General features: G+C 51.4%; 14 protein-coding genes. All 14 read left to right on the plus strand.

The window, feature by feature from the left end:
• The first annotated feature begins 76 nt into the window (after window positions 1-76).
• Window positions 77-601 (plus strand): Fe-S cluster assembly transcriptional regulator IscR, encoded by a 525-nt coding sequence (gene iscR / locus KU854_RS14350; protein ID WP_218359166.1) that lies wholly within the window; start codon window positions 77-79, stop codon window positions 599-601.
• A 30-nt stretch (window positions 602-631) separates the two neighbouring features.
• Window positions 632-1,846, plus strand: a complete 1,215-nt coding sequence (locus KU854_RS14355; protein WP_218359167.1) for an IscS subfamily cysteine desulfurase — start codon at window positions 632-634, stop codon at window positions 1,844-1,846.
• Window positions 1,847-1,873: 27 nt separating this feature from the next.
• Window positions 1,874-2,257, plus strand: a complete 384-nt coding sequence (iscU, locus tag KU854_RS14360; RefSeq protein WP_054779823.1) for a Fe-S cluster assembly scaffold IscU — start codon at window positions 1,874-1,876, stop codon at window positions 2,255-2,257.
• 26 nt (window positions 2,258-2,283) lie between these two features.
• Entirely contained in the window at window positions 2,284-2,607 is a 324-nt protein-coding gene (gene iscA, locus KU854_RS14365; RefSeq protein WP_054779824.1) for an iron-sulfur cluster assembly protein IscA, read from the plus strand.
• Between the two features lie 13 nt (window positions 2,608-2,620).
• Window positions 2,621-3,136 (plus strand): co-chaperone HscB, encoded by a 516-nt coding sequence (gene hscB / locus KU854_RS14370; RefSeq protein WP_218359168.1) that lies wholly within the window; start codon window positions 2,621-2,623, stop codon window positions 3,134-3,136.
• 33 nt (window positions 3,137-3,169) lie between these two features.
• Window positions 3,170-5,017, plus strand: a complete 1,848-nt coding sequence (gene hscA / locus KU854_RS14375; RefSeq protein ID WP_218359169.1) for a Fe-S protein assembly chaperone HscA — start codon at window positions 3,170-3,172, stop codon at window positions 5,015-5,017.
• 2 nt (window positions 5,018-5,019) lie between these two features.
• The gene (fdx, locus tag KU854_RS14380; RefSeq protein ID WP_218359170.1) at window positions 5,020-5,358 is read left to right on the plus strand and encodes an ISC system 2Fe-2S type ferredoxin; all 339 of its coding nucleotides are present in this window, start codon (window positions 5,020-5,022) and stop codon (window positions 5,356-5,358) included.
• Between the two features lie 23 nt (window positions 5,359-5,381).
• Window positions 5,382-5,582 carry a Fe-S cluster assembly protein IscX gene (iscX, locus tag KU854_RS14385; protein ID WP_054779827.1) on the plus strand — a complete coding sequence of 67 codons (201 nt, stop codon included), beginning with the start codon at window positions 5,382-5,384 and terminating at the stop codon, window positions 5,580-5,582.
• Between the two features lie 355 nt (window positions 5,583-5,937).
• Complete coding sequence (pepB, locus tag KU854_RS14390; RefSeq protein WP_218359171.1) at window positions 5,938-7,239, plus strand: aminopeptidase PepB; 1,302 nt, start codon at window positions 5,938-5,940, stop codon at window positions 7,237-7,239.
• A 153-nt stretch (window positions 7,240-7,392) separates the two neighbouring features.
• Window positions 7,393-7,824, plus strand: coding sequence for a nucleoside-diphosphate kinase (gene ndk / locus KU854_RS14395; RefSeq protein WP_218359172.1), 432 nt, complete (start codon window positions 7,393-7,395; stop codon window positions 7,822-7,824).
• Window positions 7,825-8,036: 212 nt separating this feature from the next.
• Complete coding sequence (gene rlmN / locus KU854_RS14400) at window positions 8,037-9,158, plus strand: dual-specificity RNA methyltransferase RlmN (RefSeq protein ID WP_218359173.1); 1,122 nt, start codon at window positions 8,037-8,039, stop codon at window positions 9,156-9,158.
• A 25-nt stretch (window positions 9,159-9,183) separates the two neighbouring features.
• Entirely contained in the window at window positions 9,184-9,939 is a 756-nt protein-coding gene (gene pilW / locus KU854_RS14405; RefSeq protein WP_054778556.1) for a type IV pilus biogenesis/stability protein PilW, read from the plus strand.
• Window positions 9,929-10,864: a cytoskeleton protein RodZ gene (gene rodZ / locus KU854_RS14410; RefSeq protein ID WP_218359174.1), complete on the plus strand. Its 936-nt coding sequence runs from the start codon at window positions 9,929-9,931 to the stop codon at window positions 10,862-10,864. Before pilW ends, rodZ begins: the two co-directional genes overlap by 11 nt.
• A 15-nt stretch (window positions 10,865-10,879) precedes the next feature.
• Window positions 10,880-11,998, plus strand: coding sequence for a flavodoxin-dependent (E)-4-hydroxy-3-methylbut-2-enyl-diphosphate synthase (gene ispG, locus KU854_RS14415; protein WP_218359175.1), 1,119 nt, complete (start codon window positions 10,880-10,882; stop codon window positions 11,996-11,998).
• Window positions 11,999-12,024 lie beyond the last annotated feature (26 nt).

Consider the following 12,024-nt stretch of genomic DNA (forward strand, 5'->3'; position numbering starts at 1 on the left):
TTAGTAGGTTAAATACTTGACCATAATAGTCGGGTATGTCAGACTCATTTCATTACTCGCTCACAGGTAGGATGTTATGAGACTGACTTCGAAAGGCAGATATGCCGTTACTGCGATGCTCGATGTCGCACTTCACTCCGAACAGGGGCCAGTGCCTCTCGCGGACATTTCAGAACGCCAAGGAATTTCTCTGTCGTATCTGGAGCAACTCTTTTCCCGTCTCCGCAAAGCGGGGCTGGTATCAAGCGTTCGTGGCCCGGGTGGTGGTTACCGTCTGGGTGTGGATGCAAATGAGATTGCAGTCGGCATGGTGATTGCCGCGGTGGACGAATCAGTCGATGCCACCAAGTGTCAGGGTAAAGGCGATTGCCAGGGTGGAACCCGTTGCCTGACACACACGCTTTGGCGTGACCTTAGCTCGCGTATCAGCAGCTTTTTAAATGACATTACGCTCGGCGAATTGATGCAAGACAATGAAGTTAAGCAGATCGCGGGTCGTCAGGACTCTTCGTTAGAGTCCACAACTATTGTAAGACATGGTTTAAACTCCAGTGGCAGTGAAAGGCCAGCCACCAATGTGAGCGTTAACATTCGCTCGTGATCAGTCGTGCCGGAGTACTTGGAGAAACAAATGAAATTGCCGATTTATTTTGACTACTCAGCAACATGCCCAGTGGATCCGCGTGTTGCAGAGAAAATGATGCAGTACCTGACCATCGATGGATGTTTCGGTAACCCGGCATCCCGTTCACACCGTTTCGGCTGGCAAGCTGAAGAGGCGGTTGATACTGCCCGTGAACACATCGCCAACTACCTGAACGCTGATCCGCGTGAGATCGTGTTCACATCAGGTGCGACTGAATCAGATAACCTGGCAATCAAAGGCGCTGCGCACTTCTACGGCAAGCAAGGTAAGCACATCATTACCTGTAAGACCGAGCACAAAGCGGTTCTTGACCCATGCCGTCAACTGGAGCGCGAAGGCTACGAAGTCACTTACCTTGAGCCAGAATCAAACGGTATTATCGACCTGAATAAACTGGCTGATGCGATGCGCGAAGACACCATTTTGGTTTCTATCATGCACGTGAACAATGAAATCGGCGTGATTCAGGACATCAAAGCGATTGGCGAACTTTGCCGCTCGCGCAAAATCATTTTCCACGTTGATGCGGCGCAATCTGTTGGCAAACAGCCACTGGACACTCAGGATATCAAGGTTGACCTGATCTCCATGAGCGCACACAAAGCGTATGGCCCTAAAGGTATCGGTGCACTGTATGTTCGCCGTAAGCCACGTATCCGTCTTGAAGCGCAAATGCACGGCGGCGGTCATGAGCGTGGTTTCCGTTCCGGTACGCTGCCAACCCACCAAATCGTGGGCATGGGTGAAGCATTCCGCATCGCAAAGGAAGAGTTGGAAAAAGACATGGCGCATTCACTTGCCCTGCGTAACCGATTCTTCGACGGTGTGAAAGATCTGGAAGCGGTTTACGTGAACGGTGATTTGGAGCAACGTGTTGCGTCCAACCTGAACGTGAGCTTTGCCTTCGTTGAAGGTGAATCACTGCTGATGGCGCTGAAAGACCTGGCAGTATCATCTGGCTCTGCATGTACTTCTGCAAGCCTTGAGCCTTCTTATGTATTGCGCGCATTGGGACTGGATGACGAACTGGCACACAGCTCAATCCGTTTCTCATTCGGCCGTTTCACCACGGAAGAAGAAGTCGACTACGCAGTTGAGCAGGTTCGCAAAGCGGTAACCAAGCTGCGTGAAATGTCACCTCTGTGGGACATGTACAAAGAAGGTATTGATTTGAGCACTGTTGAGTGGGCACACCACTAAGCGGCTACAGGATTTGAGGACATAATCATGGCTTACAGCGAAAAAGTAATCGATCACTATGAAAATCCACGTAACGTGGGTGGCTTTGACAAAAACGATCCAAGCGTAGGTAGCGGCATGGTTGGCGCACCGGCGTGTGGTGACGTGATGAAGCTGCAAATCAAGGTAAACGAGCAGGGCATCATTGAAGATGCGAAGTTCAAAACTTACGGCTGTGGTTCGGCGATTGCTTCAAGCTCACTGGTTACTGAGTGGGTAAAAGGCAAATCACTGGACGAAGCGGCTGCGATCAAGAATGCTGAAATCGCAGAAGAGCTGGAACTGCCACCAGTAAAAGTACACTGCTCAATCCTTGCGGAAGATGCTATCAAAGCAGCAGTTAACGACTACAAGAAAAAACACGAAGCTTAATACGTAATAAAAGGGTTGTTGTATCTATGGCCATTACTATGACTGACGCAGCGGCATCGCGCGTTCGCACCTTTCTTGAAAATCGCGGCAAAGGCATCGGCCTGCGTCTGGGTGTTCGCACGTCGGGCTGTTCAGGAATGGCGTATGTTCTGGAGTTCGTTGATGAGCTCCAGGAAGAAGACCAGGTGTTCGACCATGACGGTGTAAAAATCATCGTCGACAGCAAAAGCATGCTGTACCTGGAAGGCACTGAGTTGGACTTCGCAAAAGAAGGGCTGAACGAAGGCTTCAAGTTCAACAACCCTAACGTAAGCAGTGAGTGTGGTTGCGGCGAAAGCTTTAACGTTTAACTCGTGAGATGAAATGAATCATTTCGAACTATTCGGGCTATCATGTCAGTTTGAACTGGATGGTAGCTCTCTTTCTTCGCAGTTTCGCGAACTTCAAAGACGTTTTCATCCGGACAAATTCGCGACAGCCTCTGAGCAGGATCGCCGGTTGGCCGTGCAGAAAGCCGCCCAAATCAACGATGCCTATCAAACGCTGAGCGACCCTGTTCGCCGTGCGGAATATATTCTCTCCCTCAACGGTATTGAACTGCGCGACGAGCAGCAAACCCTGCAAGATCCGGAATTTCTGATGCAGCAAATGGAGCTACGTGAAGAGCTGGAAGAGATTGCAGACAGCGATACGCCGGAAGACTTGTTGTTCGACTTTGAACAACGCGCTACCACCTTGCACAAGGTGTTGCTGGCAGAATTGACCACTCAACTGAATGAAGCACAATGGCCCGATGCGGCAGCCACCGTGCGCAAGCTGAAGTTCTTGGTCAAACTCAAGCAAGAAATCGAACGAATCGAAGATCGGCTGTTGGGCTAACGCAACGCAGCAGGTCAGGCTACAGGAATCCTCATGGCACTGTTACAAATTGCAGAACCGGGTCAAAGTGCTGCGCCGCACGAGCACAAGCTTGCGGTGGGTATTGACCTTGGAACAACCAATACGCTGGTGGCTTCTGTCCGCAGCGGCACCGCAACCACGCTTAACGATCTGGACGGTCAAGCGCTGATCCCGTCAGTGGTTCATTACGGCGAAGAAACCACAGTGGGTTTCCAGGCCAAGGCGATGTCAGAAACTGACAGTGCCAACACCATCAGCTCTGTCAAACGCCTGATGGGGCGTTCTCTGGCGGACGTTCAGGCGCGTTATCCAAACCTGTCTTACACGCTTTCAGCCTCTGAAAATGGTCTGCCCCTGATTGAGACCCGCGCCGGCAAAAAGAACCCGATTGAAGTGTCAGCGGACATCCTCCGTGCCGTCAATGCACGTGCAGAATCGGCACTGGGTGGTGAGCTGGAAGGTGTGGTGATCACGGTTCCTGCGTACTTTGACGATGCGCAGCGTGCAGGCACCAAAGACGCCGCCAAACTGGCCGGTCTCAAAGTACTTCGTCTGCTGAACGAGCCAACCGCTGCGGCAATTGCCTATGGCCTGGATTCAGGTCAGGAAGGCGTGATTGCGGTTTACGACCTGGGTGGCGGTACGTTTGATATTTCTATCCTACGCCTGTCAAAAGGTGTGTTTGAAGTGCTATCAACCGGCGGCGATTCAGCGCTCGGCGGCGATGACTTTGACCATCTTGTGGCTGACTGGATCAGCGAACAAGCGGGCTTTACCAAACTTTCCGGCGATGACCGTGCGCGTCTGATAAATGCCGCAACGGCAGCAAAGGTGGCGCTGAGCGGTGCTGACAGCACAGACATCAGCGTGCTGGGCTGGCAAGGTGAGATCACCCGTGCCCAGTTCGACGATCTGATTGGTTCATTGGTGAAGAAAACCCTGTTGTCATGCCGCCGAGCGCTGAAAGATGCGGGCGTGGGTGCTGACGATGTACTGGAAGTGGTGATGGTGGGTGGTTCGACCCGTGTTCCTCTGGTACGTGAGCAGGTGGGCGAGTTTTTTGGCCGTACGCCACTGACCAGCATTGACCCGGACAAAGTGGTTGCTATCGGCGCCGCGACACAGGCAGACATTCTGGTGGGTAACAAGCCGGATGGCGAAATGCTGCTGCTGGATGTTATCCCACTGTCGCTCGGTATTGAAACCATGGGCGGTCTGGTGGAGAAAATTATTCCGCGTAACACTACGATCCCTGTCGCCCGTGCGCAGGAGTTCACCACGTTCAAAGATGGCCAGACAGGCATGAAAGTGCACGTGGTCCAAGGTGAGCGTGAAATGGTGGACGATTGCCGCTCACTGGCCAACTTCACCCTGAAAGGCATTCCGCCGATGACGGCAGGTGCTGCCCATATCCGCGTGACCTACCAGGTTGATGCGGACGGTCTGCTGTCTGTGACTGCGATGGAAAAGAGCACTGAGGTGCAGGCGTCGATTCAGGTGAAACCGTCTTACGGTCTGAGTGATACCGAAATTGCCGACATGATCAAATCATCATTCAGCCATGCGCAGGAAGATAAAGATGCCCGCTATCTGGCGGAGCAGCGCGTGGAAGCGGATCGTGTGATTGAAGGCCTTCTGGTGGCGATGCAGGCCGACGCCGACACATTGCTGTCCGAGCAAGAACAGAAAGATCTGGTGAAAGCCATTGAGGCACTGATTGCCTTGCGCAACGGTGACGATGCTGCTGCGATTGAGCAAAGCATTAAAGATACAGATAAAGCGAGCCAGGAATTTGCTTCACGCCGTATGGACAAATCCATCCGTGAAGCGCTGGCTGGCCATTCCATTGACGAGGTTTAAACATGCCAAAGATTGTTGTTCTGCCACACCAGGATCTCTGCCCTGAAGGCGCGGTGTTGGAAGCAAATACCGGTGAAACAGTACTGGACGTTGCGCTGCGTAACGGTATTGCGATTGAGCATGCTTGTGAAAAATCGTGTGCATGCACCACATGCCACGTAGTGATCCGTGAAGGCTTCGATTCACTGGAAGAAAGCGACGAGCTGGAAGATGACATGCTGGATAAAGCATGGGGTTTGGAGCCTGAATCACGTTTGGGTTGTCAGGCTAAAGTAGCGGACGAAGATCTGGTGGTCGAAATCCCACGCTACACCCTGAACCTGGCGGCAGAAAACCACTAAGCACAGAATTGGTAGGAGAGACTATGAGCCTGAAATGGATTGATTCGCGTGATATCGCGATTGAGCTGGTAGAAAAATTCCCGGACACTGACCCTAAAACGGTGCGCTTTACCGATCTGCACCGCTGGGTGATGGAACTGGAAGATTTCTCTGATGACCCAAATCACTCCAACGAGAAAATTCTGGAGGCGATCATCCTGTGCTGGATGGAAGAAATGGATTAAAGCCCTTGTTTTAGGGCATTAATGCAGGCAAATTGAAATCAATCAAAGCGGGCATGATGCCCGCTTCGTTGTATCAGGCAAACCGTCATATTTGAGATGTATACCTAAACGACCTGAAGATGCTCGCATTGATGGCCTCCCTTCGGGCGAGTTGACTGACGCCGTGCTCTTTGTTGTTCCTTTTTGATGGAGGTGACTACACCTACAAAGGAACGCCGCGATCACAACGTCAGTCAATCTCGCTGAATCCTGAATCTTCAGGTTGTTTAGGTATAAGCTTGAGGCGAAAATCAGCCAAGAATAACAATGACACTCTGCAAAGAACGCCAGGGTGAAAAACAAAAAGGAGTTCAGCATGACTGACAAAATGCTTATCACGCTATCCCACGAAGCGGCAGCGGATGTTTGGGGCGCGAATGCACTGCTTTCTTTCGGTGAGCAAGGTGCGGTGATCCATGCAACTGGCAAAGACAAGATCACTCCGGTTCAACAGGCGGCCCGTAAGCTGGATAGCCAGGGGATCCGCAAAGTATCTCTGTCTGGTGCTAACTGGGATCTGGAAACTGCCTGGGCATTTTATCAGGGTTTGCGTGGACCTAAACCGGGCGTGGAGTTTGTGGCACCCGAGCTTGATGATGCAGCGCAGAAAGCACTGAGCAACCGCATGGTGGCGACGGATTGGGTACGCCAGATCATTAATGAAACCGCAGAAGAAGTTGGCCCTCAGCAACTGGCTGTCCGGGCTGGCGAGTTCATTAAATCCCAGGCGCCAAACCCGGAGCATGTGAGCTACAAGATTGTCTCCGGTGCGGATCTGCTGGAGCAAGGCTGGGTGGGTATCCATACCGTAGGCCGTGGTTCCGCGCGTAAACCTGCCATGCTGCAACTCGATTACAACCCAACCGGCGATGAGAATGCCGAAGTATTTGCCTGCCTGATTGGCAAGGGCATCACCTTTGACTCCGGTGGTTACAGCATCAAGCCCTCCAACTTTATGGATGCGATGAAGTCTGACATGGGCGGCGCAGCGATGGCGACTGGTGGCCTGGGTCTTGCTGTCGCTCAGGGTTTGAACAAGCGCGTCAAACTGATCCTTTGCTGTGCAGAGAACATGATCTCCAGCAATGCGTACAAGCTTGGCGACATCATCACTTACAAAAACGGCGTGACCGTAGAAGTGCTGAACTCGGATGCGGAAGGGCGTCTGGTGCTGGCCGATGGCTTGTTGTATGCCAACGAGTTCAACCCTGCGCTGACTATCGACTGTGCCACCCTGACCGGTGCAGCAAAAATGGCGCTGGGTAACGATTACCACGCCCTGTTCAGCTTTGATGATGCGCTGGCAAATCGTTGTCTCTCTGCAGCAGATGCAGAGCAGGAAGGCATGTGGCGTCTGCCGCTGGCGGAATTCCACCGCCAGATGTTGCCTTCAAGCTTTGCCGATCTGTCCAATGTGGGCGCAGGTCAGTATTCGCCGGGAGCAAGCACAGCAGCAGCGTTCCTGTCCTACTTCGTTGAGGAATACCAAAACGGTTGGATCCACCTGGATTGCTCCGGTACTTACCGTAAGTCTGCCAGCGATAAATGGTCGGTGGGCGCAACAGGTATGGGCGTAAAAACCCTTGCCCGCATCCTGCTGGATGAATCACACCGTTAATTGCTACAAAAGCTACGTGATTTAACAACACAGTTAACGGTTTCGCAATGTCAGTGTGGGGGCTGGCATTGCGCTCTGGTAGGCTACCTTTGAGATTACAAACAGATAACATGTGTTAGGCAGGTTATCTGGCATAAATAAAAGGAAGATAGAATGACTATTGAGCGCACTTTTTCGATTGTTAAGCCCGACGCCGTAGAACGTAATTTGATTGGCGCAATTTACCAGCGCATTGAGGCGGCAGGTCTGCGCATTGTGGCAGCAAAGATGCTTCAACTGACTAAAGAGCAGGCGCAAGGGTTCTATGCCGAGCATGAGGGTAAACCGTTTTACGAGGATTTGGTGGCATTCATGACATCTGGCCCTGTAACCGTGCAGGTGCTTGAAGGCGAAAATGCGATTGTCCGTTACCGTGAGCTGATGGGTAAAACCAACCCGGAAGAAGCAGCCTGTGGCACATTACGCGCTGATTACGCAGTTAGCATGCGCTTTAACTCGGTTCACGGCTCAGACAGCCCGGTATCTGCCGAACGTGAAATTGCTTATTTCTTCGCCAATGATGAAATCTGCCCACGTAAAAGCTAATTCATTCAGTAAAAACGAAAAAGGAGAGCGCTGGCTCTCCTTTTTTTGTGTCTACGCTTTTCAGCGACTATAAAACCCTGTAGGGAACAGGTGGAATCCCGATCACAAAGGCTGTACAATTTCGCGCCTTGATTTAAGGCGAACCGCCATTGACCGCTCAAGCACAACGCTTGATAGGTAGACCCCTGATTTATTGTTCACGAGGCAATCTGATGACAACAGAAAAAATCAATCTGCTGGATTTCGATCGACAGGCGCTGCGTGCGTTTTTCGCTGAAGAGTTAGGCGAAAAGGCATTCCGAGCCGATCAGATCATGAAGTGGATGTACCATTTCGGTGTTGATGATTTCGATCAGATGAACAACATCAACAAACAGCTTCGTGAAAAACTGAAAGCAAAATGTGAAATCCGCGCGCCCGAAGTCAGCGCAGCCCAGTATTCTTCTGATGGCACCATCAAATGGGCGATGCGTGTGGGCAACCAGGACGTAGAAACCGTTTACATTCCTGAAGAAGACCGTGCGACCCTGTGTGTGTCTTCGCAGGTGGGTTGTGCGCTGGCATGTACCTTCTGTTCAACCGCGCAGCAAGGCTTTAACCGTAACCTGAAAGTGTCTGAGATCATCGGCCAGGTTTGGCGTGCAGCAAAAGAAATCGGTATCGAGAAAGAAACCGGCCGCCGTCCAATCACCAACGTGGTAATGATGGGCATGGGCGAGCCTCTGCTGAACATGAAAAACCTGATCCCGGCATTGAACCTGATGCTGGACGATCTGGGTTATGGTCTGTCAAAACGCCGTGTGACCGTATCTACTTCAGGCGTGGTATCTGGCTTGGATCAGATGACGGGTAAGATTGACGTCGCGCTGGCGATTTCCCTGCATGCGCCGAATGACCAACTTCGTAGCGAAATCATGCCAATCAATGATCGCTATGATATCGAAACGTTTTTGGCATCTGTGCGTCGTTACATTGCATCATCAAATGCTAACCGCGGTCGCGTAACGGTTGAGTACATTTTGCTCGATCACGTTAATGATGATATGGAGCATGCGCGCCAACTCGCAGAGCTGTTAAAAGATACGCCAGCGAAGATAAACCTGATTCCTTTTAACCCTTATCCTGGGTCACCATATAAGAAACCGAGTAACTCACGCATCGACCGTTTCCAGAAAACACTGATGCAATACGATTACACGGTCATCATTCGTAAGACCCGTGGGGATGACATCGATGCGGCATGCGGTCAGCTTGTCGGTGATGTGATCGATCGAACCAAACGCACGCAAGGCAGACTGACTTCCGAGGAGCAAATTCCCGTTAAATCAGTCTGATTGCTGAGACTGATAGGATGGGATAATGGCAAGGACGCTTAGCGCTCTGTTATTGATGGGATTATTAGCTGGTTGTGTCACAGTAACAGAGAAGCAAAATAACGCGAAGTTTGATAGCATTGACGCTGCAGAGTCCAGAATCTCGCTTGGTCTGGCATATTTGAAAGCCGGGCAGTGGGAGCGGTCGAGACAAAACCTCGAACAAGCGGTGCAATTTGCACCGACGTATTACCGCTCACTGATCAGTTTTGCCTACTACCTTCAGGAGGTGGGCGAGTACGACCAAGCGGAGCAGCAATATAAAACGGCGTTGCGTCATTCACCGAAAAACGGAGACGTTCGAAATAACTACGGTGTATTTTTATGCCGTCAGGAACGTTATGACGAAGCGCAGCAAGCATTTGCGAAGGCGATTGAGCAACCCTACTATTACAAGCTGTCCGGAAGTTTTGAGAACGCCGCCATATGCGCATTAAAAGCGGGTGATCGGGATAACGCTAAATTGTGGTTTGCCAAGGCGATAGATCACGAGCCAAACAGGCCGTTGTCGTCAGTGAAACTCGCCCAAATGGAAGTGGATGACAATCAACTGAACGAGGCACGTATGCGCCTGTTCCATTTCCACAAACGCTACGGTTACAAACCGACAACGCTGTTGACGCTGATTGAACTGGAAAACAAAGCAGAGCGGCCAAAAGAAGCTGAGCGTTATGCCAGCGTACTGGCCAACAAATTTCCACAATCAAAAGAATATAGACAGTACTTAACGAATGAATACTGAACAAAACGAAGAGCAGCAGTTAGAGGTTGAGTCTACGCATCCTGGGAAAATTCTGAAGAAAGCCCGTGAAGCGATGGGGCTTAGCGAACAGGATGTTGCGGACCGTCTGAGACTTCGTGCTTCCGTCATTCGCGAGTTAGAAGACAACTGCTGTGACGACCAACAAATAGCCACGTTTACCCGTGGCTATATCCGATCTTATGCCAAGCTGGTTGGACTAAACGCCGACGAGCTGCTCGGCAATTTCAAACCGACACCACAGGCCGAAGAAAATGCGCAGAAAATGCAGAGTTTCTCGCGTAAAACCCGCCTTGAAAAAAATGACAGCCGCGTAATGAGCCTGACGTGGGTGATCCTGGCTGCCGCGGTTGGTTTGACTGCGTTTTGGTGGTGGCAGAACCAGCAAAACGATTCCCTGCTGACGCTGGGGAATGATACTGAAGTTGTTGTCGATGAAACGGCAATGCTGTCACCGGTCGATGAAGCTGTTGCTGAGCCAATGGAAGAGATGACTGTCGCTGAAGTCATGGAGCCAGAAGCACCTGACAATGCAGACACTGCCCTTGTTGTTGAAAACGAGGTGATCGAACCCGCGGTGTCTGAAGTGGTAGAGACCTCACCAGCGATTACAGCACCGGTGGAAGTGGCCAAAACCGAAGAGCCTGCAAACAAACCTGCAGCCGACACACCAAACATGGTGTTGTCATTTGACGGCGACTGCTGGGTGGATATCCGCGATGCCAGTGGCAAACGTCTGTTGACAGGGATAAAATCTGCTGGCGAGACTATTGACCTTACCGGTCAGGCACCATTCAAATTGGTGTTGGGTGCGCCTGCAGCAGTGAATATTGAATATAACGGCGAAAAAGTCGATCTGAGTGGCTATCCATCAGGGCGTGTCGCGCGTTTGAGCCTTCCAAAGTAATCCAGAGTACACCTAATGCATACCGAATCTCCTATTAAACGTCGCCAGTCTACGCGTATTTATGTGGGTGACGTGCCAATTGGCGATGGCGCCCCGATCGCAGTTCAGTCCATGACCAATACCCGTACCACTGACGTTGCAGCGACAGTGGCGCAGATCAAGGCGCTGGAAAAAGTCGGTGCGGATATCGTTCGTGTCTCTGTGCCGACCATGGAAGCGGCGGAAGCGTTTAAGCTGATCAAGCAACAGACGTCGATCCCATTGGTTGCTGATATTCACTTTGACTACCGTATTGCCCTGAAAGTGGCGGAGTACGGCGTTGACTGTCTGCGTATCAACCCGGGTAATATCGGTAACGAGCAGCGTATCCGCTCTGTGGTTGATGCCGCACGTGACAAAAACATCCCAATTCGTATTGGTGTAAACGGTGGTTCGCTTGAGCGTGACATTCAAGAAAAATACGGCGAGCCAACACCTGCGGCGCTGGTGGAATCTGCCATGCGCCATGTTGATATTCTTGACCGCCTCAACTTTGACCAGTTCAAAGTGAGTGTGAAAGCGTCGGATGTTTTCCTGGCAGTAGAATCCTACCGTCAACTGGCTAAGCGCATTGACCAGCCTCTTCACCTTGGTATTACCGAAGCAGGTGGCGCACGTGCTGGTGCTGTGAAATCAGCGGTTGGCCTTGGAATGCTGCTAAGTGAAGGTATTGGTGATACCCTGCGTATCTCTCTGGCGGCTGACCCGTTAGAAGAGATCAAAGTCGGTTTCGACATTTTGAAATCGCTGCGCATCCGTTCGCGCGGCGTCAACTTTATTGCCTGTCCAACGTGCTCCCGACAGGAGTTTGATGTGATTGGCACCGTAAACGCATTGGAACAACGTCTGGAAGACATTGTGGTACCAATGGACGTTTCAGTGATCGGCTGTGTGGTTAACGGCCCAGGTGAAGCTGAAGTGTCACACATTGGTGTTGCCGGTGGTAACAAACGCAGTGCGTATTACGATGATGGCAAACGCCAGAAAGAACGTTTTGATAACGACAACCTGATCGACCAGCTGGAAGCGAAGATCCGGGCCAAAGCATCGATGTTGGATGAAACCAACCGCATTGACGTGAATACACAAGAGTAAGCTCTGGCTTACTTGCAGCTAGAACA

Source organism: Enterovibrio paralichthyis, from assembly GCF_019209835.1.
GTDB lineage: Bacteria > Pseudomonadota > Gammaproteobacteria > Enterobacterales > Vibrionaceae > Enterovibrio > Enterovibrio paralichthyis.

Excerpts from the sequence above, each read along its gene's own strand:
- iscR (WP_218359166.1), top strand. The coding sequence starts at position 77 with ATGAGACTGACTTCGAAAGGCAGATATGCCGTTACTGCGATGCTCGAT.
- KU854_RS14355 (WP_218359167.1), top strand. The coding sequence starts at position 632 with ATGAAATTGCCGATTTATTTTGACTACTCAGCAACATGCCCAGTGGAT.
- iscU (WP_054779823.1), top strand. The coding sequence starts at position 1,874 with ATGGCTTACAGCGAAAAAGTAATCGATCACTATGAAAATCCACGTAAC.
- iscA (WP_054779824.1), top strand. The coding sequence starts at position 2,284 with ATGGCCATTACTATGACTGACGCAGCGGCATCGCGCGTTCGCACCTTT.
- hscB (WP_218359168.1), top strand. The coding sequence starts at position 2,621 with ATGAATCATTTCGAACTATTCGGGCTATCATGTCAGTTTGAACTGGAT.
- hscA (WP_218359169.1), top strand. The coding sequence starts at position 3,170 with ATGGCACTGTTACAAATTGCAGAACCGGGTCAAAGTGCTGCGCCGCAC.
- fdx (WP_218359170.1), top strand. The coding sequence starts at position 5,020 with ATGCCAAAGATTGTTGTTCTGCCACACCAGGATCTCTGCCCTGAAGGC.
- iscX (WP_054779827.1), top strand. The coding sequence starts at position 5,382 with ATGAGCCTGAAATGGATTGATTCGCGTGATATCGCGATTGAGCTGGTA.
- pepB (WP_218359171.1), top strand. The coding sequence starts at position 5,938 with ATGACTGACAAAATGCTTATCACGCTATCCCACGAAGCGGCAGCGGAT.
- ndk (WP_218359172.1), top strand. The coding sequence starts at position 7,393 with ATGACTATTGAGCGCACTTTTTCGATTGTTAAGCCCGACGCCGTAGAA.
- rlmN (WP_218359173.1), top strand. The coding sequence starts at position 8,037 with ATGACAACAGAAAAAATCAATCTGCTGGATTTCGATCGACAGGCGCTG.
- pilW (WP_054778556.1), top strand. The coding sequence starts at position 9,184 with ATGGCAAGGACGCTTAGCGCTCTGTTATTGATGGGATTATTAGCTGGT.
- rodZ (WP_218359174.1), top strand. The coding sequence starts at position 9,929 with ATGAATACTGAACAAAACGAAGAGCAGCAGTTAGAGGTTGAGTCTACG.
- ispG (WP_218359175.1), top strand. The coding sequence starts at position 10,880 with ATGCATACCGAATCTCCTATTAAACGTCGCCAGTCTACGCGTATTTAT.